The following is a 22,760-nucleotide window of genomic DNA, read 5'->3' on the forward strand; positions in this document are numbered from 1 at the left end:
CCAAGCGGCTTCGCGCGGTTTGCTCGTACGGCGAGTACAACGCCAACTACGCTGGGTGGACTAGGACCGGTGAGCGCCGATGCGTTTACCGTGTTTAACGCCCTGCTTGGGAGGGTGGGCGACATGACGGATCACTCGCGCGTGCGCAACGACGCGCTGGAACAGGCCCTGAAACAGGCCGATCTGACGTACGAACAGGCCGCCGCGGCCGTCCGCGTCGTGGCGGCCGAGGCCGGCGAATTACTCCGCACCAACCGCAGCGCAGTCGCGCACTGGATCAAGGGTCAACGGCCCAACCTGTCCACGGCGACGTACATTGCCGAAGCGCTCTCGCGCAGGCTGGGCCGCACGTTGCGGCCCAGCGAACTCGGATTGTGCGACCCCGACCAGGACCGGCCCGTCGAGGAGCTGGGCCTGGTGCTCGGCGCCGATCCAGTGGACGTGCTCAGGCGGATCGGGGAGGCGGACATTCACCGGCGGAAGTTCCTGACAGGGGCGGCCTACAGCGTCGCAGCGGCTGCCCTGCCGCTGGGCATAGACCAGGCCGTCGAGTACGAGCGGCGGGCCAAGGCCGGCCACGACCGGGCAGGGGATGCGGAGATCGCAGCCGTCCGGGACGTGGTCGAGATGTACACCCGCATTGACGAGCGCCACGGCGGCCAGCACGGCCGCAGCGCCGTCGTCCAGTACCTGCGCAGCGACGTGGCCGACCTGTGCCGGTCCACGTTCGCCACCGACGAGCACCGCCGCGAGGCCCTGGGCGCGGCAGCGTGCGTGTCCTACCTGTGCGGCTGGAAGGCATTCGACGCCGGGGAGCACGGCCTGGCCCAGCGCTACTACCTCCAGAGCTACGCACTGACGGAGGAGGCCGGGGACGCCCTGCATGGGGCCTGGATACTGCGGATCATGGCCCACAACGGCATGGACATCCGCCAGCCCCAGGCCACCCTGGCCCTGGCGGAGGCCGCCCTGGCCCGCGTCCACCGCCGCGTGGACCCGGCCACAGAGTCCTTGTTCGCCGTCACCCGGGCCCGCGCGCTGGCCCACGCCGGCCGAGGCGCCGAGGCGGTCGCCCAGCTCCGCCAGGCACAGGACATGGTGCTGCGCGGTGAGGAACAGGCCCTTCCGTTCTGGGCCAGCCTGTGGGGCTCTCCCCGGGCAACCGTCGCCAGCCACACCGCCAAGACCTTCAAGGAACTACGCGACCACGCCAACGCCGAGCACCACTACGCCGTGAGCGCCCGCAGCCGCAGCGACAGCGGCCGGGAACACCAGCGGATCACCGCCCTCACCCTCGCCGCCCAAGGCCGCGAGCAGGCCGCCCAGGGCCACCTGGAACAGGCGTGCACCACCTGGAGCCAGAGCCTGGACATGTTCACCGGCGTCCGCTCCGACCGGGCCAAGGGCGAAGTCGGCGGCATCCGCCGTCACCTCAAGGTGTTCGAGAAGCGCGGCGTCCAGGCCGCCGCCGAGCTGGATGAACGCGCCCGCTCCTGGCAGCGCTCATACACGTGATCAGGGTACGGGCGGTGTCAGACCCCGCCCGTACCTTGGGAGCATGCCCAACTCCCCCCGGCCTCCGGGCACACCGTGCTGCCCTGCCCGGGACCACCTCAACACCGCCATCCGCAACCTGATGGACCAGCCGGCCAGCCGCGAACGCTCCGAGCAGTGGGCGGTGCTGCTGGAGCGCTGGGCAGATGCCTGCCCCTGCACCCGCTGGACGACCGCCGCCTGACCCCGGACATGGGTGCGCCCCGTCCCGGTTTTCCACGCCGGGGCGGGGCGCTTCACATGCGTCCGAGCGGCAACGCAGCTTGGACACCAACACCGTACGGCCGGGCACTGACAACGCCCTGCGGGCGGCCCTACGTCTGGGACGCTTTAGGGCGCACGGGCCGGCCGAACGCGAGCGGCGCGGCGAGGGCGCTGGGCGGGTTCGCCATGATGCGGGCAAGGTCCCACAGGCCCCGGGTTGACTCCGGCAGGCTGGCCCGGATGGTGCGGCAGTCCCGGCAGGTCGGCTCCTCTTGGCCGCGGGTGCACACACGTTGGCCCGCCTGGACGTCGTGGGCCTGGACCGGGTGCTTGCACCACGGGCACGCGGGAAGCTGGGCCCGCTCGATCTGGTTGCGGGCGCGGTCAACGCTGGGCCGGGGCCGGTGTCCCATCGATCTCCTCCAGTGCCTCGGGGTGCTCGGTGCGGTAGTGCTCACGGAAGACGGCCATTAGGCGGGCCTGCCTCGCCCTCTCGCGCTCGCTCGCCTGGGCGGAGATGGCGGCCGACACGTCTGCCGGGGTGAAGTTCGCCGGCAGGGTCAGCGGCCCGGGCAGCTCGTCCATGCACTCCAGGTGCGCCATGGTGCACCCCGGCTGGCGGCAGGCGAAGCGGGCCGTCTGGGCGTTGAAGCCCCTCAGGCCCCAAGGGAAATCCGGGCCGCGCATGAGCGGCGGCGCCTGCTCGGCCTCCGCGGCCATGCGGGCCGCGTCCTGGTGGAACTGCTGGACCAGGGCGGCGGCGGTCTCGCGCGGCAGCTCCGCCAGCATGGCGTTGATGCGGTCCACCGACTCCTGCACGCTCACCGGGTGCCGCCGACCAGGCCGAGGGAGCGCATCGCGGCCAGCGTCGGCTGGAGCTTGGCCAGCGCCTCGCGCATACGCCGACCGGACTCCGCCGCTACGTCCGGCTCCGGACCGCCGAGCCGGGACGTGGCGAGCGCCACCAGTTCCTCCGTGGTCAGGGACCGCACCCACGCCTCGCGCCGGTCGGTACTTTCCTCGAGGGCCGCCGCGTAGCGGGCAGCGCGGTCGACCAGGCGCCGCGCCCCCTCCTCCGTCAGCTCCACGAGCACTCCGCCACCGGCCGCCGCCGTCACGCGCTCAAAGTGCGCGCGCTCCAGGTGCAAGGTCGCCACCATCGCCTCCAACCTCATCGGGCCGGACATGATGGCACAAACACGCCCGCCCTCCGGGTGTGGAGGACGGGCGCACTGGGCGGTGCCCGGGGTGGGAATCGAACCCACACTCAACCGCTTTTAAGGCGGACGCGTCTGCCAGTTGCGCCACCCGGGCCGCAAGCGGCGCGGACATGTGACTGGCCGTCACTGCCCCTGCCGAGGGCCGCACTTCACCTCCATCATGCCGTGTGCACGTGCCAGTGATCGCACCCGCCGCCGACGCAGGCGGGAAATGGTCAAGAGGTGACGCAAAGACGCCCGCTCCTGCCGGACACAAGCAGGAACGGGCGTCCGTCTCGGGCCACCGGACCGGTCAGCGAACGAACAGGCCAACCACCGCGGTGAGCATGCCGACGACGCCGGCGACCGCGCCGAGCACGCCCAGCGGCCAGCGCCTCGCCTTCAGCGCCTCCACCTCCGCCTTCAGCGCGTCCATGTCCTTGCCCGTGTCCTCCCGGAGCCGCGCCAGGTCCTGCTCTGTCCGCGTGGATCGCTCCAGCAGGACGGCCAGGGAACCCTTGACTTCAGCTAACCCCGTTGCCACGGTGCCGCGGAGCCTCTCCAGCTCCACGGCCACCGTCGCCGAACTCTCCGGCGTCGTCATCTCGGGCTATACCTTCCTGGACAGACTGGCGCTGTTGGGGTCGCCGAATGCCCGGGCCACCATGCCCTTGATCAGGGCCAGGCCAGCACCGAGGCCCGCGCCGAGGGCGGTGTACCACATGCTGGCGTGGGTGGCCTGGGCCGGGACGAACGCCGCCGCGAACCCGTAGGCCGCAGACGTGACGACCCGCTCGAACAGGTCGCGCGCGTACGTCTCGGCGGTGCGCAGGACGGCGTCCCCGTCCGGGAGCTGGAAACCGTTGAGGGTCATGAGATCAGGACTCCTTCCACACCAGCGCGGTCAGGATCGCGCTGGCTACCTCCACCTGACCGGCGCCCTGGTTGAGCAGCCGGACGCGCATGGAGCGGCCCGCGCCGAGCCGCTTGACCAGGGGCACCACGCTGAAGGTGCCGCCCGGGGTGCCGATCACCTCGTGGATGGGGTGCTGGGTCTTGAGGGTGGCGCCCTCCCACTCGCTCATGCGGACCTGCACGACCTCGCCCGCGTCCAGGCCCTCGAACCGCAACGACAGGGAGCCGGTGAACCGCGCCGGGCCCACCACGAACACGTCGCCGGCGGCCGGGTGCTGGCCGAGCTCGTCGCTCCACTCCTCGGTGAAACCGACCTCGTCCCACAGGCCGGGCGCGAGCTGGTAGCTGTGCTCCAGGCCCAGGTTGACGTACGACGGTCCCGTCACGGTGACCTCCTGGGGGGTGCTTGCCTGCTCCGGGCTCCAGCTCGCCGGGTGCGCCAGGCGCTCCCCGACGTCCGCCCGCAGCTGCTTCATGGTGAGCGCGAAACGGCCGCGCTTGCCGTAGCCCTCCACCGGGCCGAGAGGGTCGACCTTGCCCTCCACGCTGGTCTCCAGGTGGCCGGCGACGCTGCCCGCACCCCACTGGTGGTGGCGGCAGATGGCGGCGTTGAACCGCACCCATGTGTCGTACTGGGCGCGGGTGTAGGTGTCCCGCCGGTCGCCGAGGTTCTCGGTCTCGATGCCGTACAGGGCGTCATTGCCGTCCACGGTGCCGCTGGCCTTGGACGGCGCGGGGATGGCCGTCTCTGCCTTGATCGCGTTGAAGGAGTTCAGCGCGGCCAGGCCTGCATGGTTGGCGCGGCCGTCGGCAACGAGCACCAGGCGGCCGGACTTGGGCAGGTAGGCATGGGCCAGGGGCGGCGGCAGGACGCTGCTCTGGCCGTCGTAGGCGATGGCCCGCAGGCTGTCCCGCCCGGCCGTGTGGTGGTTGAGGACGCCGTGGACCGGACCGAAGACCTTGCCGGTGGCCTCGTCCCGGCCCCTGGTGGTCCAGCCCGCCAACTCCGTGAACGGCACGCCCTCCGCCTTGAGGGCCGCCCGCCACTGCTCTGGGGTCATGGGCTCTGCCACGTCACACCTCCTCGTCCGCAGGGCCGGTGTAGCCGGACAGGCGGCGTGCCACGTCCTCGGTGAACCCGGGAAGTGCCTTGAGTTGGGTGTACGCGGCGTGAGCGTCGTCCTGCTCCTGCGTCTCGACCTGGGCCTGCTGTGCGGCGCGTGCGTCCTGGATCGCGGCCAGCTTTGTCCCGTACTCGGCCTCGGTGATCTGCGTCCACCCCTCGGGGTGTGCCGGGTCCTCTTCGTTGGTCTCCCGCTGGCGCAGGTTGCCGCTGGCGTCCTCGTAGTAGAACGTCTGTGTCTCTCGCATGCTGGGGCTCCTTACGCCTCTCGGAGGCTCCACAGGAAGACGCGGAGGGTGGCCTGGATTCGGTTGATCGTCGCTCCGCCGGAGCCGCGGCCTGCCTGGATGTTCATGGTGATCGTCCGCGTCTCGCCCGGCGCGAACCGCACCTCGTTGATCTTGTTTTCCTGCACGTGCGTGTTGAAGATCGTCGTCGTGCCCTTGTTGCCGAGATAGGACATCTCGTCGCTGTCGAGGCCGGTCGCGCCCCCGCTGTTCGGCGGCAGGTCCAGGTCCAGGTCCACCTCACGGAACAGCAGCCCCAGCGCCGGACGGCACGGGTCCGGGTTGGTCACCGTGATGTCGAGGGTGTCGATGGTCTGGCCTACGGCGGCCGGGACCGCGAGGGGCGTCGCCAGGACGTCGTTCTGGGAGGCGTTGAAGTAGTCCTGCCACAGCTCCGGCTCGCCCCGCAGCTCGCCCGTGGTCGGCTCGCAGTAGACGCCCGTGCTGTTCGTGGCGATGTCGCACGCGTACGGCCACGCGCCGGTGGCCGCGACCAGCGGGTCACCCGCTGACCCGTCGCCGGTCAGACCGCACCCCGTCACCACGGCCGCGCTACCGGCAGCCGGGGCATACAGACCGCCGTCCCCGCCGAACGTCACCGCGTTGCCCGCGTCCGCCGAGGGGCGGGCGGCGATTTCGCCGGTGGCCTGGTCGTAGGCGATGCCGTCCCCCGCCGACAGGCAGGAGCGGACGTCGGCGCACTCGACGTACACGCCGTCAGGGCCGCTGTGGGCCAGGTTCGTTCCTCCACCGGGCGGTGCCGGGTCCAGGATGACGGCCGCGCTGACCACGTACGGATCGCCCGTGGTGCCGGTGCCGCTCACCGTGGTGTCCACGGTCGGGGTGTCCCCGGCCTGGACGACGGTGGGCGAGGCAGGCCCCGCCGCTGGGGTGTAGATCCCGCCGTCCGTGCCGAAGATCGTGGTGTTGCCCGCGTCCGCCGAGAGACGGGCGGCGATCTCGCCGGTGGCCGGGTCGTAGTCGATGCCGTCGCCGGCCGACAGACACCCGCGCACGTCGCTGCACTCCACGAACAGGCCGTCAGGGCCCGCGTGCAACAGGTTCGTTCCGCCGCCCGGCGGGGTGGGGTCCAGGATGACGGCCGCGCTGACCACGTACGGATCGCCCGTGGCGCCGGTGCCGCTCACCGTGGTGTCCACGGTCGGGGTGTCCCCGGCCTGGACGACCGTCGGGGAGCCTGCCCCGCTGGAGCTGATGATGTACGGGTTCGAGGGGGAGCCGCTGCCGTTGACCGTGACGCCGGGCCCGGCGGTCACGGTGCAGGCGCACCGCTGGCTGCAACCGCAGTCGGACAAGGAGATCACTCCCAGAGTGGAAGCCTCGCCCGGCCCTAAACCAACGGCTGATTAGGAGTCTAACCGGCCACCCGTTCGGCACTCCCTCACGCGTCGGGAAGCGCTGGGCCGGTGTAGCCGGACAACGCCCGGGCGGAGGGCTCCGGCAGGCCCACGCCCAGCAGGTCCTTGTACCCCTGGAGCCGGGTCGCTGCCTCCACTGCCTCCAGCTGCGCCAGGCGCGCCTCATGCGCCTGCTGCATGACGGCCCGTAGTTCCTCGTAGGCCTCCTGGGTGAGGATCTTCGCGCCCTCCGGCAGTGCTGGCGCCAGGTCGCCGCCGGCGACGATCCGGCCCAGGACACCGTCGGCGAACTGCACGTACAGCGTCTCCTGGGGCGCAGGCAGGGGCAGATCGGGAAGGCCGGGCAGGTCGGGCAGGTCGGGCAGGTCGGGCAGGTCCAACATGGTGCGCTCCTCACAAACTGATGATCAGGGCCCGCAGGTTGAAGACGATCGAGTAGTAGTAGGCGCCGCCGCTGCCCCGGCCTGCGGTCGCGCTGAGCGTGATCGGCGCGGACCCTCCGGGGGCGAGCGTGAAACTCTCGGGCACGAACTTGGTGCCCTGGGCGTGCACCCCCGTGATGGTGCTGGTGCCGCTGTTGCGCATGTAGAACATCTCGTCGTTGGGCTGCCCGGTGCCCCCGCCTGCACCGGCCGGAAGCACCATCCACACGTCGATCTCGCGCTCCGTGAAGACCTGCGCGGGGCGGCAGGTGTCCGGGTTCGTGATGGTCACCGAGAAGGTGTCCAGCACGGTGTTCTGCGCGGCCGGCACGGGCACGTCGTTGTAGCTGCGGCTGTCGGAGTAGTTCGTGAACTGCACCCTGCCGCGCGGCTCCGAGCGCAGGCGCCCCTGGCTGTCGCAGTACACACCACCGCCGAAGGTGTCCACCGAGCACGCGTACGGCCATGCCTGGGTGTTGGCCCTGATCGGCGCGGAGGCTGACCCGTTGCCGGTGAGGCCGCACCCGGGGACCACCTGGCCGCCGGCCGTGGGCACGAGCAGGCCGCCGTCCGGGCCGATGCTGACGTTGTTCCCGGCCTGGCCGGACAGGTGCGCGGAGATCTCCCCGGTGCCCTGGTTCAGGCTGATGCCGGGCCCGGCGGACAGGCAGGCCCGAACGTCCGAGCACGGGACCTCGGCACTGATGACGTAGGGGTTGGCCGCCGACCCCGAACCGCTGACGGCCACGTTGGTCCCGGCCTGCACCGTGCAGTTGCACGCGCCACCGGCGCATCCGCACCTCGCCACTGTCCCACCGTCCTTGGGGGTTGTGATCGTGGCCCGGACCTAAACCAGCGGCGCACTGTCGAGTCTATCGACGCCTCTCCGGACGCCCTCCGGACATGTCCGCGGACACCGTCCGCCCCCGTCCGGCAAATGTCCGGGACACAAGCAGCGGACACGCCCTGACCTGCCCGGACACTGTCCCGGACATGGGTGTCCGCCGCGTCCCGGACACGGGTCAGCCGTACAGCTCCACGATGACGATCCCGTCGCTTCCGGCGGTGCCGTTCACGCTGTCCCCGTCCCTCGCGAAGGCACCGGCGGCGCCCGCGCCGAAGCCTCGGCCGGCGCCGCCGCCGCCGGTGGAGGAGCGCTGCCAGCCGCGGTGACCGAGGTGGGCGTCCCCGCCCTCCCCGCTCTGCCCCTGGCCGCCGTCCAGGCGCAGGGCGCCGCCGCCCGGGCCGCCGCCCATCGACCAGTCCCCCACGGCCGCGAGGGGCCCGGACGTCCCGGAGAAGCACACGGGGGCCGTGCCGGAACTCATGACCGCCTGGCCGCCGTTGCCGCCCAGGGCGGTGCACAGACCGCCGAAGGAGGAGCCGCCGCCGTCGCCGCCGTCCACGGTGGGCGTGCCCGCGTCCCCGCCCGCCCCGACCACGATGGACTCCGAGGCGCCGAGCGCGGACGCCTCGATCAGCTTCTCCGAGTACCCGCCGCCGGAGCCGCCCGGCTGCGCCACCAGCTGGTTGGCGTTGGCCCGGGCACCGGCTGCACCCCCGCCCCCGGCTTGCACCCGCACGCGCACCCGGGCCAGCCAGGGGTAATCGGCCTTTTTGAAGGTGTAGCTGCCCGGGACCTTGAAGTACAGGATCTGCCGCAGGCCCTGCTGGCCTGGGATGAGCGTCAGGCGCCCGTCGTCGCCCACCTCGAAATACTGGTCGTCCACGCAAACCGCGGCCATGCCGAACCCACCTCTGCCGAGCAGTGCGTGTCCGGCCCTAAACCAGCGACTGACCAGCAGGGTACCTAGGCCGGCCCGACGTCCTGGGCGGTCACGTGCACCTGCACCCCGGCCCCTGCCGGCTCCGCAACCCCGGCACCGCGGCGGCCCCTTGTGCGCCACGCCCGCAGGACCAGGCACCAGGCGGTGACCTCCTCCACGGCGACGAGCACCGTGCGGTCCTCGTCCTCGGGCGCCGGGTCCACGGCGACCGCCGACACGGCAGGCACAGCCCCGTACGGGGCCGGGAACTCCCAACGGGCCCGCCCGTCCTCACCGGTGGTCAGAACGGCGGCAGCGGGCCGTACAGCCACGCGCACGGGTGGCGCCTCCGCCGGGCGGGGATCCTGCTCGAACCTCAGGCCCGTGGTGCGGGTGCGGCCGGCGATCCGTGCCCGGGCGTCCAGGTGGCGCAGCACCCCGCCCAGCGCGTTACCGGGCAGGCTGCGGGAGGGACTGGTTCGCATGGCCATCAGGGGGTCTCCGCTCCGCTCGCCGCTACCTGCACCTGCACGCTCTCCGAGCCGGGGTTGTTGTCGTCCCCGCCGGTCTCGGACACGCGCAGGCCGGTGATCTTCAGCCGCTGGCGCACCGTGCGGCAGGTGGACGCGGAGGTGACGTCAAGGCACCAGCCGGGCACCAGGGAAGGCACGTTGACAGCGGCCTCCGGGCTGATGGTGACCTGCTGGGTGTCGATGACCACCGGCACGATGCCGGATGCACGCTGCCTGGCCGCGGCTGCCTGGTCCGCCGATGTCTGGTCGGTGATCTCGGTCTGTTCCACGTACCGCTCATGCAGCCCGTAGTAGGGATCGATGCCGCCGGCCGTGCCGATGACGCCGCTGTCCTCGCTGCCCGCGACGATCCACCGCGTGGCCAGGCCGGTGCCGTCCTCGCTCACCTCCAGGCCGTCCGGCAGGTCGGTGTCCGACAGCCGGCCCACCGGCACCAGGTGCGTCTCCGGGAGCAGCAGGATCTTGGAGCCAATGGCCGTGTAGTCGATCCCGGCCTCCGCCAACTGGGCCAGGTGGTCCAGGGTCTGGCCGATACCGGCGCTGTAGGAGCGGGAGCCGGTCACCCCGGCTTGGCCCACCACCTCCACGGTGTGCCCGGGGTCATCCGGCCGGTAGCCGTCCTCGATCAGCCATTCGGCGATCTCGGACAGGTCCGTGTTGGTGAAGGTCTTGGTCTCGTGGGGCACGCGGTCCCCGAGCCAGGCCAGGACGTCCTGGGCCCGGATCTCCACCTGGCCCAGGGACCAGGTGATCCCGGTGATCGGCCCGTCCCACACGTACTGGCCGTCACGGAAGATGACCAGCCTTGACCGCCACGTCGAGATGCGGCCCAGGCGACCGCAGCAGTCCCCGTCCGGGTTGATGGTGGCCTGGGCCGTCGACACCCCGTCCAGGACGCGGGTCCATTCCACGGACGTGAGCACGTTGGCGACGGCCACCGTGGCGCCGCTCCTGTCCAGCACCATGGCCTGGTGCGTACCGCAGCCGGCGACCGCCATTACCGCCCCCTGCCTGAGACGTTGAGGGTGACCAGCGCGTCCAGTGCAGGCGGGTGCTCGATGTCGGTCTCCAGGCAGATGCAGTAGGTGGAGCACTCCAGCGGTTTGAACGTCACCGGCATGCCGTCCAGGCCGTACACGTCCGGGCTGGACTCGCAGGTGCCGCCGCACTCCACGGTGGACCGGCCGGTCTGGCCGTCCAGGGTGACCGCGCCCCCGGCCGGAACGTAGGCCACGTGGAAGTAGTTGAGGGGCGTGCACCGCTTGAAGTCCGCGACCTCCTCGCACGTCATGCCTGCCTCGCCGCTCTCGTAGATGGCGATGGTGAGGTTGCGCAGCTCCGAGGATCCGGACCGCACGGTGATGACGGGCAGGTCCGTGGACCAGTTCGGCCTGCTGGTCAGGTCCATGGGGTAGCAGGCCCGTTCCGTCGCCAGCGGCAGGCAGAAGCAGGTGGACAGCGGCGCGCCCGGCAGGGGCGGGGCCTCCGGCAGGCAACGGGTGTCCGCGCAGGCCGCGGTGGGGTCCACGCAGGCGGCGAACTTGCAGCCGCCCGGGCAGCCTGCGTCCCCAGCCGGGTGAAGGCACCACTCCACACAGTCCCCGTCCAGGTCCATGGGCGGGGTGACCTCCATGACGGGCAGGGGGTCCGTCCACAGCCACGGCACCGCGGCCGTCATCACCCACTCCACGGTGAGGATGTCCGCGCCGGACTGGCACGTCCCGGACGAGCAGCCCGTCCCGGCCCGGGCCGTTACTCGAGGTCCCTCCACGAGGGCGACACGGCGCAGCGTGCGCCGGTGCCGCTCGTTGAACTGGTCCGGCGTCAGGCCCTCCCCAGGACAGCAGGCGTACACGACCAGACAGTCCCCGTCGCAGTCCCCGCCCGCACAGCCCTGGAGGGCCTGGCCGAGGAACTGGAGGCCGTACTCCACCCCGCAGCAGGTGGACCCGAGCAGGATGGCCGTCACGGTGATGGTGCGCGGCAGCGCCCGGGAGGGGCCGATGGCGCCGCCGCCGGCGATCCCTCCGGTGACGGTGCGCTGGACCGGGTAGTCGTCCAGGCCGGCGACGTCCAGCACCATGACGCCGGCGAACTCGGTGGACTCCGGGACGTCCGGGTCGTACCAGGGTGCCGGGTTGTTCGCGTCGTCCGGCGTCGTGTAGGGCAGTTGGTCCAGCACCTCGTGGGTGAAGGTGGGGCATCCGCAGCCGCCGCCGGAATCCAGCGGCGAGCCCACCGTCTGTAGGTACTGGTCGAGCCTCGTATGGTTCACGATCTCGACGCCGCCGTACTCCATGTACCACTCGGCCGTCATCAGCCCCTCACAATCCCGCCGCGTACACGAGCCGGTTGACGACGCGGTGGGCGGTCACGTGCCCGTCGCCCACCTCCCGGATCTCGAAGTGGTTGTTGATGGTCGTTCCGGCCCCGAACCGTCCGCCGCCTGCTGCCGCTGCCGCGGGCCCGGCCTGGCGGGTCCGCTGCGCCCGGGTCAGTGGCACCACGTTCTGGCCGAGGTCGCCCACGGCGCCCAGGGAGGAGGAGACCCGGCCGGGCAGCAGCCCGAACTGTCCGGCGACCGCGTCCACCATGGAGCGGGCCGCCGCCGTGGAGGCGCGCATGATCCCCGCCATACGCCGCACCAGGCCCAGCTCCAGGCCCGCGCCCGTGAACTCACCGAGGCGGCGCATCACGAGCGAGGGACTGTGGATCTTGAGCGCCGTACGGATCGCGGACTGCATGCCCTTGGCGATGTCGAGCATCAGCTTCTCGATGCTCTTGCGCTGGGCCTGGAGGCCCGTCAAGAAGCCCTTGCCCGCCTGCTTTCCGGCGTCGAACAGCACGTCAGCGGAGGTCTTGCCGAGGCTGCCGGAGGCCTTGGCCAACTGCCCCTGGAGGGAGTCGATCCGCTTGAGCTGGTCGGAGGTGGCGTGGGACAAGGCGGCCGCGAGCTCCGCGCCCTGCTGCGGGCCCAGGCCCACGAGCTGCTGGAGCAGGTCCTTACGCAGGCCGCGCTTGGCCAGCCGGTCCAACTGGGCAGAGAACGTCTTGACCTGGTTCACTGCGCCCTCAAGGCCGGACACCAGGACCTTGGCGGTGAGGGCCTGGCCGTCCGCCAGGCCCTGGCTCAGGTTCTGGAGGGAGAACGCCTGCAAGGCCTGGGCGGTGGTGTCCGCGGCGAACTTCTGGGCGTCCGCGATGCGCTGAGTCAGCTTGTCCCGCTGGGCGGCCAGGGACTGGAGGCGCTTGTTCCCGGCGTCGACCATGGCCACCAGCCGGTCATCCAGCCGCGTCTTCTTGCCCTGGAACGCGGCGATGATGTCCTTGGCCAGCTTGTCCGTGGTGGCCTTGATCTTGGCGGCGGTACCGGTCAGGCCGTCGATGAACCCGCGGCCCACGTCCGTGCCGATCTTGCGGAACACCTTGGACGGGCTGTGGATCTCCAGCGTGTCCCGCGCGGCGACGGCGGCGCCGTCGGCCAGGTCCGCGGCGGCGGCCACCACCTGGCCGGCGTTGTTGCTGATGCCGTCCACCATGCCCTGCACGACGTTGGCGCCCACGTTGTCCAGCAGGTTGCCGATGCCGGCGAGCAGGGAGCGCAGGGTGGACACGGCGCCGCCCACGGCCGCGCCGCTGCTGCTGGTCGCCGCGGTGGCGGAGGCGGCCAGGGTGCGGGTCTGTCCGGCGATGATGCCCAACAGGCCGGACTGGTGGGCGAGCTGGGCGGCCCGGCGGGGGTCGGTCAGGGGGATGACGACCTCGGGCCCGGCCTCACCGATCAGGGCGTGCGTGGGGCCGAGGACAATGCCGCCCTTGGCGAACGGCAGGTACTTGCGCACGCTGGCCGGCAGCCCGGACTTGACCTTGGCCATGATCTCGCCGCCGATGTTGCCGATGGCGCCGAGGATCTTGCCCGGCAGGCCCCGGAACAGGTCCACGATCCCGGAGATCAGCCCGGACACGGCGGAACGGGCCCGGCCGGCGGCGTTGGTGAAGGCGGACGCCAGGCGGCCCGGCAGGGCGGACAGGGCTGAGGCCACCTTGCCCGGCAGGCCCCGGAAGGTGTTGACCGAGGAGGAGATGAACGAGGTGATCCGGCCGCGGACGAAGTTGAAGCCGGTCACGAAGTTGCGCAGCAGGGAGGAGCCGAACGCCGAAAGCGCCCCGGCGACGCGGCCGGGGATGGCCCGGAAGAAGCCGATGGTGGAGGAGATCCAGCCGGTGACGGCGGAGCGTACGACGTTGAACCCGACCACGAAGTTGCGCAGCAGGGAGGAGCCGAACGCTGCCAGCGCCCCGGCGACGCGGCCGGGCAGGGCCTGGAAGAACGCCACCGTGGTGGAGATCCAGCCGGTCACGGTGGACGTCACGGCGTTGAAGCCGGTGACGAAGGCGCTGATCAGGAACTGGCCCAGGCCGACTAGGGCGTTGTAGATCCTCACCGGCAGCTCGGTGAAGATGAACACGAGGCCGGCGAGCGCGCTCAGCAGGCCGATGATGACGTACGCCACGGCGCTGGTGAAGGCGCCACGCAGCAGCCCGGGCAGCGCCACCAGCCCGGCCACGATCCGGCCCGGCAGCGCCACGAAGAAGTCGACGACGGCCTGGGCGGCGGCGGCCAGCCCGGCCTGGGCTGTCGCGAACGCGCTGACGAAGAACTGGCCGATGGTGGAGCCCAGGGACGACAGCCCGGCAGTGATCTTGCCTGGCAGGCCGGTGAAGAACTGAACCACGGCGTCGATCCCGGTCGACACGGCCTGGCGGGCGCCGGTGAAGGCGTCCCGGAAGAACCCGGCCACGGCCGACAGCCCGGAGGAGATCCGGCCGGGCAGGCTCGTCACGAACGAGACCACGGCGGTGATGGCGCCGATCAGGCTGGTGAGCGCGCCCACGATGTCCTGGATGACGGGCACGACGATCTTGATGGTCAGCCAGGCGGCGAACGCCGCGGCGATCCGCAGGACGGGGGCTGTCAGCCGGATGACCAGGACGGCCAGCGGCGCTACGGCGGCCACCAGACCGGCCAGGGACGGCAGGAGGGGGATCAGCGCCAGCAGCACGGCGTTGAGGGCGTCCACGATGGGTGGCAGCACGGGCAGCAGCGCGTCCGCCAAAGCGGTGTAAACCGGGACGAGTGCGGTCGAGACCTGCACCAGGCTGGTGACCAGGGTCGACAGCAGCGGCGACAGCCCCTCGAACAGCTGGGCGACGGCCTGTCCGGCGCCTGCCACCAGGGGCTGCATGGCAGTGACGAGCTGCGAAAACGCGAGGGCGATACCGGGCAGAACGGGCAGAAGGGCGTCGACCAGGGCGCTGATGATCGGCTGGAGCAGCGTCGCCACGTTTTGCAGGACCGGGGCGAGCGCGGACGCCAGGACGCTGACCAGCTGCCCGGCCAGCGGCAGGAGCGGGGCAAGGGCAGTCAGGGCGGAGGCGATTGACGTCCCGAGCTGCCCCAGGTCGATCTGGCCCAGGCCCTGCGCCAGCGCCTGACCCACGGTCTGGAGGCTGGGCGCGATCTGCGCCAGGGCGGGCCCCAGGGCATTGATCAGCGCGACGAGCCCGGGACCCAGCGCGGTGAAGACGGGCGCCAAGGCTGGCGCGATGGCCCCGACCTGCGTCACCAACGCGCTCAGGATCGGGCCCAGTTGGGCCGCGATGGCGCCGACCGTGGTGAAGAGGTCTTGCACGGCGCTCTGGCCCTGGGCGGAGTTGAGGAAGTCCGCTACGGACTGGGTGACGGTTTGCAGGTTGTTGAGGAACCCGGCACCGGCCGCGTTCCCGGCCGAGAACACCGCGCCGATGATCTGGCCGATGTTGCCCAGCAGGTCCCCGAGCTGCGCCAGGACGTTGAGCGCCCCGTCCACCCAGGCCACGGCCTGGCCGCCGGATGAGATCCGCTGGAGGAAGTCCCCGAACCGCTGGCCCAGGTTGGCGATGCCGCCGGACAGCTCCGCGCCGAACTTGTCGGAGATGACCGCGGCGACCTGGAGGACGCCGGCGGTGAGCTTGTTGGTGGTCTGGGAAAGGCCCTCCGTGGCCGCCTGCGCGCCGCCCAGGATGGAGCGGACGTTGGCCACGCCCTGGGCGCCCTTGATGTACCCCAGGGCGTTCTTGGCCGCCACGCCCCACGCCGTGGAGATGCCGGTCAGGCCGGTCTTGAGGGGGCCGGACAGGGCCTTGGCGGTGGAGGTGATCTGCCCTTCGATCTGGGCGAAGAACCCGTCTTGGACGCTGTTGCGCAGCTCCTCGAACGCGGGCTTGAGGGCGCGGACCTCCTGGGCCGCCGCCCGGGCCTTGGGTGACAGGTTCTCCAGGGACTTCTCGAAGGCCTTGGCGTCGCCCGTCAGGGCGGCCTGGAAGGCGTCGCCGACGCCCGCCAGGGCGAGCTTGAGGGCGCCCAGGGCTGCCTGGAACCCGAGTACCGCAGCCGGGACGGCAGCGAGTAGGCCGGCCGCCGGGGCCAGGGCGGCCACGAACTTGCCGACCCCGGCAGCTGCGCCGGCAGCGGCGATCCCGATAGCGGCGAACTTGAGCGCCTTCAGCAGGACGCCGCCGACCTTGCCCGCGACACGGGTCAGGCCGGACAGAGCGCGGGTCAGCCGGTTGGCGTCCGGGTTGACGTTCACCGGGATGTCCGGCGCCCTGTGCGCGCGGATACGGGCGTCGAACTCGTCCAGGTCGGGGATGACCCGGATTGCCACCTCCTCGCCCGCCAACAGCGCACGGATACGGGCCAGGAAGCCCGTCAGGTCCGGGGTCACATCCAGGAGCGCCTGGGGGAACTTGTGGCCGCGGATCCTGCGGTCGATGGCGTCCAGGTCCAGGAGGACGTCCAGCACCAGCTGGGGCAGCTTGTGCCCGTGCAACCGCCGGTTGAGCGCGTCGAGGTCGGGGACCAGCGTGACGGGGAGTTCCGGCAGCTTGTGGCCGCGCAGTCGCCGGTTGAGCGCGTCCAGGTCCGGGGTGATGTCGACGGAGGCGGCCAGGCCGCGCAGGGAGTCCTGGACCTGCGCCTGGAACCCGGTGAGGTCCGGTTCCACGCGTGCGGAGATGGCGCTGGTCAGTCCGCGCTGGATGTTGCGGCGGATCTGCTGGCCGATGTTGCGGGTGGCCCGGTTCAGGGCCGTCTGGATCCGCTGCCCGAGCCCCTGGGCGTCCGCGACCGCGGCCGTGTCGTCCAGGTCGATGGTGATACGGGCTGAGCCGTAGTCCTCTTCCTCGCCAGCCACCGGGCAACCCCACGATTCGTGAGTGGTTGCCCGGCCCTTAACCAGTCGGCGAGCGGCCAGGGCGCGCGGCCCGGCCTGGTCCCAGACTATCCGTTACGGCCACCGGTGACCTGGGCGTCTTCGGTGGCTACAGCGCCCATGAGCGCCTGGGCCTGCTCCAGGGTCATCCCCCGGCCGGCTGGCCGTGCTCCTGGTCGACGAGGTGCCTGCGCGCTCCGGGGCGGGGCGTACAGCTTGGCCCGGTTGCGGGCGCGTTCCCCGTCATCCTGCGCGGCTGCATCCATGGAGGCCTCCGCGGCCGAGAGCATGGTGCGCAGCCGCCAGGCGTGGGCGTCTACCCCTTCGAGCGCGAGCGCGCCGGTCCAGCCTTCCCACCCCGCGGCGATGCTTTCGCAGAGGCGGAAGACGACCCAGTAGGGCGGGCGTCCGTGCCACCTCCGTACAGCTCGGTGACCCACTCCATGAGTTCCACCAGGATGCGGTCCGGCATGGGCATGGCCCACTTCACCCGGGCCCCGTCCACGATGTCCGCGGCCTGCTGCGCCTCGTCCCAGTCCTGGTGGCTGCTGAGCAGCACGCCGTCCTTGGCGACCACGTTGAGGGCCAGGAACCGCTCCGCGTCCGCCGGGAGCATCAGGCGGGCCAGGAAGCCGCGCAGGCCGCGCGAGGCGCCGCGCAGGGCGGCCGGGTCCAGGGTGGACAGGTCTTCCAGGTCGATGCCTTGGGCGGCTTTCTGCGCGTCGCGCAGCTCCCCGAAGGCGTCCATGAACTCATCGCCCATGACCTCCGCCTCAAAGCGGAGTTCCGTGCCGTTGACGGTGGCGACGTGGGGTTCGGTGTTGAAGGCGAAACTCTTGGTTGCCACGGGGTGTGTCCTTGTCCTCCGTGCCTCGCCCGGCCCTAAACCAGTCGGCGTGCAGATCAGGGTAACGGCCCGCGCAGGTCACCCACCGGCGACCAGCACGAACGCCCGCCCGCTCCGCTCCTGGCGCACCTCGGGGGCCTCCACCGGGTAGGTGACGATGTCCCCGTAAGCGAACGCCTCCACCTCGAGGTCGCCGCGCTCGGCGCGGATCGCCTCCAGGTGGGCCACCACTTCACTGATCAACATGGGCGGGCACCCTACCGGCCCAGGCGCAGGGCCCGCTGAAGGAACGGGTTCGGGCGCGTGCCCGGGTGGCGCACCAGCTTGGCGAACACGACGTCGCCGCCCACCTCGAACCGCAGCGCGGCCGGCCGGTTGTTGCGCCCCTTCGCCCGGCGCGGCCGGATCAGGTGGGGGCGCGTGCCGTCCAGCACCAGGCGCACCTTGGGGTGGTCGCACACGATGACGCCCTGGAGGCCGCGCGGGCCCTCCACGATGTCCGTGCTGATGTACTCCCCCATGCTGCCCGGGGCCTCTGCCTCCGCGATGCGGGCCACCCGCTCCGTGCGCTGCTCCAGCTTGCGCCGTGCGGGCCCGCTGCGGGACCGCAGCAGCCGCCGGATGGCGCCCTGGTCGATGCGTACCTCCACGCTCATGGCGTCCCCTCCTGCGGGCACAGGCAGCCCGGCAGGGCCACCGTCACCCGCTGCTCCAGACCCACGCAACCGCCTTGCGGGCCGACCGTGCGCGACTCCCCGACGAACACCACCCGGCCGCGCCGCTGCTCGCTCGCGGCGGGCAGGCAGCACTCCAGGGCGTTGCGCACAACCACCATGTCCAGGTGCAGGATGCGGGCCGCCTCCCCCAAGTCCTCGCACGAGGGCGGGCAGCCGCCCTCCTCGAACGTGGGGGCGCAGCGCAGCAGCGTGACCACCAGCTCCACCGCCATGGCCGGGGGCGCCGCGCACGTGAGCCTGCCCCGGGCCTGGGTGGCGGGCAGGGTGCGGTCCGCCGTGGGGAAGTCGCTGGAGGCGTACAGGCGGGCCACGTTGACCGACAGCTGCCCCCCGGCCGCGTCCGCCGGCGTCTGGCCGCACGGGTCCTCGCAGGAGTCCCAGGCCACGGTGCCGGGCACCAGGCAGCTCCTGCACGGACAGCCGGGCTGCCCGTCCACCTGCTCGGCGGCGTCCTGCAACGCGGCGCACACGCACCCCAGCACGGCCTCCGCCGCGTCCTGCACGGCGGTCAGGTTCAGGGCCATGTCGTCTTCCTCGGCCGGTTGTAGTCGGGTGAGTAGACGCGGGAGGGGCGGGTGAGCCGGCCCGGGTTGACCGTCGTCAGGAACAGGTCCGCCAGGGGCAGGCCGGTCAGGCCGCTGCTGTACAGGAGGGTGGGGTCCGGCATCTCCATCTCCACGCCCTGGCGCTGGAGGCGGGTGATGTTGCGGTTGGCCTTGCAGCCGCAGGAGCCGGTGCCGCCGCACCCCTTGAGGAGGTGGCAGGTCAGCTCCGACACGGCCGCAATGGCGGAGTCGTCCGGCTCGATACCCAGGCGGTAGGTCACGGTGAACGTGCCGGGGGCGCCCTCGGGCTCGGCGAGTTCCTGGCACTTGGGCCAGCACTCCCCGCCCAGGCGCACGAGCAGGCTCGGCGCGTCCACCCGGTACTCCGCTCCGGGCACCAGGTCCTGGCCGTCCACGTTGACCCGCACCACGGAGTGGACGGGCCCCTGGAGCTTGACCTCGCACAGCTCCGAGCAGGAGCAGCCGGAGGGACGGCAGCCGCACGCGCTGGCGTTGCGCCACTGGCCGTCAGTGCCGATGTACGGCACCCACGGGCCGGTGCCCACCCCGGCCTGGAACGAGATCGGGGCGGAGTCCAGGCACGCCTGCCTGCACGGCCTGACGGTGACCTCACAGACGCCGATGCGCCGGCCGGACAGCCGCCACAGGATCTGGGTGGCCACCCGCTGCCACCGCTCCAGGGTGGCCTCCTCGACGCCGTCCGTCTCGCAGCACAACTCCACCGGCCACGGGTCACACGCGGTGGTCTGGAGCGGCATGCGGCACCTCCCTCGGTACGCGGAAGCCGCGCGGCCAGGAGCCGCGCGGCTGCCAGGTGGTCACCAGGTCAGGCCGGAACCGGCACGTAGTCACAGGACGGCACCGGCGGCGCCACGGTGGTGATGAACGTGCGGCGGTGGCAGTTGGCGTCCAGCGGGGTGAGCAGCGGCCCCGGGGTGTTCGCCGCGTCCGCCGGCTGGACGTCGTACGGGCCGACGCCCCAGTTGCCGCCGGTCTTGGTGGAGCCGGTGATCTGGAGGGTGACCGCCTCGGATCCGATCTCCAGGTCGCCCAGCAGGCCGTTGCTCACCCACGGCAGCAGGAAGTAGATCCACTGGCCGGTGGCGCCCGCCACGCAGGCCTCGCCGAGGACTTCCGCCCACAGCTCCAGCGCGAAACCCGTGTCGCACTTGACGGAGCAGGTGTCGAAACCGATCGGGTTGCCGTCGTAGCCGAGCACCACCGGGTTGCCCGTCAGGATCTCGATCAGCTCCGGGGAGACGCTGAACACGTTGAGCTCCAGGTCGAAGCCCCGGAACGTCGGGCACCCCTTCTTGTAGCCGCACACCCGGCCGTTGGCCGCCTTGTACTCGATGTCGTCGCCGTCGTCGCTGTTGTTGTTCATCGCCAGGCTGGCGAAGCAGTCGAAGACGTAACCGTTGTCCGGGCCGGGGACGGGGTTGCCGCACTGGTCCAAGCGCGTTACGCGCATGACGTCAGCGTTGGCAATGAGTGGGCAGGACATGCCGGTCCTCCTATGAGCAGGAGTCCGGCCCTCAACCAGCGACATGTTGCGTGCCCGGCCCTAAGCCAGCGACACCAGCAGTTTAGCGGCGGCCGGGCTGGTCAGCCCGGCTGCCAGCAGCAGGCGGTCAGGAGGCCCGCTGCGCGCCCTCGTCGGGCTCCGGGGCAGGCAGCGTGATGATGCCGGCCGCCTCGTTGTACTCGGCCTCGGTCACCTCTCGGTAGCCGGGCGGGATGACGGCGAACATCTCCGCGTCGCCGCTGACGGTCAGCCAGCCGCCGTTGTCGTCCAGGTAGTAGCGCACGGGCAGGCTCCTAGCGGGTGATCGCGATGAGGTCGGTGTCGGTGATCCACTGGTTGATGGTCACGGTGCCGGCGAGGACGCGGATCGCCGGGTAGACGCGCACCGCATAGCCGGTGTGCGGGGGCAGGACGACGGCCTGGGAGACGCCGAAGCTGTAACGCTCGTGCCGGGCCGGGCCGTTGGCCAGGACGCTGTGGGTCTGCCGTACGGCCAGGGCGCCGCCGTTGATCTGCACGGCATACCCGAGGTCGAACTGGGCGTTGGCCGGCCAGGTGAGTTCCACGTGCCCGGTGAAGCGGGCAGAGAAGGAGATGCCGCGGCAGTCCGACAGGCTGTCGGCGGTGTAGGTGCCCTCCGACCAGGCGGACGGGTCCACGAGGATGAACCCGGTGACGCCGATGGTGGGGGTGCCCAGCGGGTGGTTCTGCTGGAGGGTGGCGGCCGCGCTGGTGTGCTCGGGCGGGGTCCACAGGGCGCCGCTGGTGGGGTCGCACTTCAGCGTGGAGTTGGCCACCGGGTCACAGTCCCAGTCATCCGTCCATGGCTGGCTCCCGGCGATGGGGAACGCTGCCAGGGGCGCGGCGGCGGTGCCGTCGCCCTGGAGGCCGCACCCGACTTCCGGAGGCGGTGCGGGCGGCACGAACAGGCGGTTGTCCGACCCGAACGCCAGCCGGTTGCCTGCGTCCGCGCTGGGGGTCACCAGCAGCCCGTTGGCGGCCGTCTCAAGGCCGTTGGGCTCCGGGGCCACCACCACGTCGCCAGAGACGACGTACGGGTCTCCTGCGGCCCCTGTGCCGGTGACGGTGGCGTTGAGGGTCGGGGTGTCCCCGGCCGTGACCACGCTCGGCGCACCGCCGCCGGGCGCGGCGTACAGGCCGCCGTCCGACCCGAACACCACCCCGTTGCCCGCGTCGGTGGACAGGCGCGCCGAGAACTCCCCCGTGGCCGGGTCATAGCTCGCGCCGTCCCCGGCGGTGAGGCACTGGCGTACGTCCGCGCACTCCACGAACAGGCCGTCGGGTCCGGCGTGGAGGAGGTTGGTTCCGCCGGCGGGCGGGGCCGGGTCCACGATCACGTCGGCGGTGAGGACGTACGGGTCCCCCGGCGTGCCGGTGCCGGTGAGGGTCAGGTCTGCGGTGGGGGTGTCCTGGGCCGTGAGCGCAGTCGAGCCGCCAGCCTCTGCGCTGATGGTGTACGGGTTGCCCGCGCTGCCGTTGCCGGTGACCGTGGTCCCGGCCCCGGCGACGACCCGGCAGGTGCAGCGCTTTCCGCCGCAGCAGTTGGCCATGGTGGAGCTCCTGGTGGAAGGAGTCTCGTCCGGCCCTAAACCAGCGACGTGCAGTGTGTGAGCTTAGGCGCGCAGCAGCGCCTGCTATGGGGCGACGGCGTGCGCGTGGACGGTGACGCCCTGGGCGGGCACGCCGGGCCCGAGGACACTGATGCCGAGGACCGTGACGCCGGTGGTCACCAGCACCTCGAACGTGGTCGACGTCGCGCTGTTGGCGATGATCCGGGCCGTACGCACACCGGTCGCGGCAGCCTCGATCGAGTGCGTGACGACCGGCGCGGCGGCGAATGCGCCGGCGGGCCAGTTGAACGTCACGCGGCCGTTCGAGTCGGTCACGCCGGTGGCCCGCTCCAGGTGCGGTGCGGGCGGGTTGTAGTCGGCTCGGGTTGGCATGGGTTAGATCTCGCGCGTGGACAGGACGAGGAAGTCACTGCCAGCGACGCCGGTGAACACGAACGCGTCCGCCAGCACCTCGCCGCCCTTGCCGCCCTGGTCTACGGACCAGGTACCCGAGGAGCCGGCCGGGAACGGGACGGCCGGGTCCCCTCCGATGGCCACGGTGGGCGCGCCCGCGAACACCAGCAGCGTCACCGACCGGGCACCCGCGGGGATGGTGAAGTTCCCGGCGCCGGTCTGGCGCTGCGCCTTGCTGTCGATCTGCGGGTTCGGGCTGGTGCCGCACCGCACCACGGTGCCGGTCGGCGCGTACGGCGTGGTGCCGTCCAGGGCGGTGTCCGACACGGACGGGGCGCCGGTGCCGGTGGTGGTGTAGTGCCGCAGGAACGGCTGGCTGGTGCCGTTGGCCTGGACGTCGCACAGGATCTCGTACTCGGCATCGGCCGCCGCCGCTGCCGAAACGCTGCCGCTGGTACCTGACAT

Annotated in this window: 26 protein-coding genes and 1 tRNA gene; 2 read left to right on the forward strand and 25 right to left on the reverse strand. The window is 71.8% G+C overall.

Annotated features, from left to right (window positions below):
- Nucleotides 1-123: 123 nt before the first annotated feature.
- Together AC2XR2_RS17805 and AC2XR2_RS17810 are read left to right on the forward strand one after the other, a co-directional pair.
- On the forward strand, nt 124-1,515 hold the full coding sequence (locus AC2XR2_RS17805; protein ID WP_491515563.1) for an NsdA family TPR-like regulatory protein: 1,392 nt from the start codon (nt 124-126) through the stop codon (nt 1,513-1,515).
- 43 nt (nt 1,516-1,558) lie between these two features.
- Nucleotides 1,559-1,738 (forward strand): hypothetical protein, encoded by a 180-nt coding sequence (locus AC2XR2_RS17810; protein WP_491515564.1) that lies wholly within the window; start codon nt 1,559-1,561, stop codon nt 1,736-1,738.
- A 404-nt stretch (nt 1,739-2,142) separates the two neighbouring features.
- On the opposite strand, the gene AC2XR2_RS17815 is transcribed toward AC2XR2_RS17810, so the two are convergent.
- From AC2XR2_RS17815 to AC2XR2_RS17935, 25 genes are all read right to left on the reverse strand, one after another.
- On the reverse strand, nt 2,143-2,583 hold the full coding sequence (locus tag AC2XR2_RS17815) for a hypothetical protein (RefSeq protein ID WP_491515565.1): 441 nt from the start codon (nt 2,581-2,583) through the stop codon (nt 2,143-2,145).
- Nucleotides 2,580-2,918, reverse strand: a complete 339-nt coding sequence (locus tag AC2XR2_RS17820) for a hypothetical protein (RefSeq protein ID WP_491515566.1) — start codon at nt 2,916-2,918, stop codon at nt 2,580-2,582. Before AC2XR2_RS17820 ends, AC2XR2_RS17815 begins: the two co-directional genes overlap by 4 nt.
- A gap of 80 nt (nt 2,919-2,998) precedes the next feature.
- Nucleotides 2,999-3,072 (reverse strand) — tRNA-Leu (locus AC2XR2_RS17825).
- Nucleotides 3,073-3,270: 198 nt separating this feature from the next.
- Nucleotides 3,271-3,561, reverse strand: a complete 291-nt coding sequence (locus AC2XR2_RS17830) for a hypothetical protein (RefSeq protein WP_491515567.1) — start codon at nt 3,559-3,561, stop codon at nt 3,271-3,273.
- A 6-nt stretch (nt 3,562-3,567) separates the two neighbouring features.
- Entirely contained in the window at nt 3,568-3,831 is a 264-nt protein-coding gene (locus tag AC2XR2_RS17835) for a hypothetical protein (protein ID WP_491515568.1), read from the reverse strand.
- 4 nt (nt 3,832-3,835) lie between these two features.
- Nucleotides 3,836-4,945, reverse strand: a complete 1,110-nt coding sequence (locus AC2XR2_RS17840; protein WP_491515569.1) for an N-acetylmuramoyl-L-alanine amidase — start codon at nt 4,943-4,945, stop codon at nt 3,836-3,838.
- Between the two features lies 1 nt (nt 4,946).
- Nucleotides 4,947-5,243 (reverse strand): hypothetical protein, encoded by a 297-nt coding sequence (locus tag AC2XR2_RS17845; protein WP_491515570.1) that lies wholly within the window; start codon nt 5,241-5,243, stop codon nt 4,947-4,949.
- An 11-nt stretch (nt 5,244-5,254) separates the two neighbouring features.
- Nucleotides 5,255-6,559, reverse strand: a complete 1,305-nt coding sequence (locus AC2XR2_RS17850) for a hypothetical protein (protein ID WP_491515571.1) — start codon at nt 6,557-6,559, stop codon at nt 5,255-5,257.
- Nucleotides 6,560-6,684: 125 nt separating this feature from the next.
- A complete protein-coding gene (locus tag AC2XR2_RS17855; protein WP_491515572.1) occupies nt 6,685-7,044 on the reverse strand; it encodes a hypothetical protein in 360 nt (119 codons plus the stop codon).
- Between the two features lie 10 nt (nt 7,045-7,054).
- Entirely contained in the window at nt 7,055-7,849 is a 795-nt protein-coding gene (locus AC2XR2_RS17860; protein WP_491515573.1) for a hypothetical protein, read from the reverse strand.
- A gap of 256 nt (nt 7,850-8,105) precedes the next feature.
- Nucleotides 8,106-8,828, reverse strand: a complete 723-nt coding sequence (locus AC2XR2_RS17865) for a glycine-rich domain-containing protein (protein WP_491515574.1) — start codon at nt 8,826-8,828, stop codon at nt 8,106-8,108.
- Nucleotides 8,829-8,893: 65 nt separating this feature from the next.
- Nucleotides 8,894-9,334: a hypothetical protein gene (locus tag AC2XR2_RS17870; RefSeq protein WP_491515575.1), complete on the reverse strand. Its 441-nt coding sequence runs from the start codon at nt 9,332-9,334 to the stop codon at nt 8,894-8,896.
- Nucleotides 9,335-9,339: 5 nt separating this feature from the next.
- Nucleotides 9,340-10,347, reverse strand: a complete 1,008-nt coding sequence (locus tag AC2XR2_RS17875; RefSeq protein WP_491515576.1) for a hypothetical protein — start codon at nt 10,345-10,347, stop codon at nt 9,340-9,342.
- A 32-nt stretch (nt 10,348-10,379) separates the two neighbouring features.
- Complete coding sequence (locus AC2XR2_RS17880; protein ID WP_491515577.1) at nt 10,380-11,699, reverse strand: hypothetical protein; 1,320 nt, start codon at nt 11,697-11,699, stop codon at nt 10,380-10,382.
- A gap of 7 nt (nt 11,700-11,706) precedes the next feature.
- Nucleotides 11,707-16,617, reverse strand: coding sequence for a phage tail tape measure protein (locus AC2XR2_RS17885; RefSeq protein ID WP_491515578.1), 4,911 nt, complete (start codon nt 16,615-16,617; stop codon nt 11,707-11,709).
- A gap of 334 nt (nt 16,618-16,951) precedes the next feature.
- Complete coding sequence (locus AC2XR2_RS17890; RefSeq protein ID WP_491515579.1) at nt 16,952-17,482, reverse strand: hypothetical protein; 531 nt, start codon at nt 17,480-17,482, stop codon at nt 16,952-16,954.
- Nucleotides 17,483-17,560: 78 nt separating this feature from the next.
- Nucleotides 17,561-17,728: a hypothetical protein gene (locus AC2XR2_RS17895; RefSeq protein WP_491515580.1), complete on the reverse strand. Its 168-nt coding sequence runs from the start codon at nt 17,726-17,728 to the stop codon at nt 17,561-17,563.
- 11 nt (nt 17,729-17,739) lie between these two features.
- Nucleotides 17,740-18,138: a hypothetical protein gene (locus AC2XR2_RS17900; protein WP_491515581.1), complete on the reverse strand. Its 399-nt coding sequence runs from the start codon at nt 18,136-18,138 to the stop codon at nt 17,740-17,742.
- On the reverse strand, nt 18,135-18,743 hold the full coding sequence (locus tag AC2XR2_RS17905; protein WP_491515582.1) for a hypothetical protein: 609 nt from the start codon (nt 18,741-18,743) through the stop codon (nt 18,135-18,137). Before AC2XR2_RS17905 ends, AC2XR2_RS17900 begins: the two co-directional genes overlap by 4 nt.
- Nucleotides 18,734-19,543, reverse strand: coding sequence for a hypothetical protein (locus tag AC2XR2_RS17910; RefSeq protein ID WP_491515583.1), 810 nt, complete (start codon nt 19,541-19,543; stop codon nt 18,734-18,736). The genes AC2XR2_RS17905 and AC2XR2_RS17910 overlap by 10 nt, the downstream gene beginning before the upstream one ends.
- 68 nt (nt 19,544-19,611) lie before the next feature.
- On the reverse strand, nt 19,612-20,256 hold the full coding sequence (locus AC2XR2_RS17915; RefSeq protein ID WP_491515584.1) for a hypothetical protein: 645 nt from the start codon (nt 20,254-20,256) through the stop codon (nt 19,612-19,614).
- 160 nt (nt 20,257-20,416) lie between these two features.
- On the reverse strand, nt 20,417-20,593 hold the full coding sequence (locus AC2XR2_RS17920) for a hypothetical protein (protein ID WP_491515585.1): 177 nt from the start codon (nt 20,591-20,593) through the stop codon (nt 20,417-20,419).
- A 10-nt stretch (nt 20,594-20,603) separates the two neighbouring features.
- Complete coding sequence (locus AC2XR2_RS17925) at nt 20,604-21,881, reverse strand: hypothetical protein (RefSeq protein WP_491515586.1); 1,278 nt, start codon at nt 21,879-21,881, stop codon at nt 20,604-20,606.
- An 84-nt stretch (nt 21,882-21,965) separates the two neighbouring features.
- Nucleotides 21,966-22,274 carry a hypothetical protein gene (locus tag AC2XR2_RS17930; RefSeq protein ID WP_491515587.1) on the reverse strand — a complete coding sequence of 103 codons (309 nt, stop codon included), beginning with the start codon at nt 22,272-22,274 and terminating at the stop codon, nt 21,966-21,968.
- A gap of 3 nt (nt 22,275-22,277) precedes the next feature.
- A complete protein-coding gene (locus AC2XR2_RS17935; protein WP_491515588.1) occupies nt 22,278-22,760 on the reverse strand; it encodes a hypothetical protein in 483 nt (160 codons plus the stop codon).

It is taken from the genome of Streptomyces sp. LS-MS-L19, from assembly GCF_058382285.1.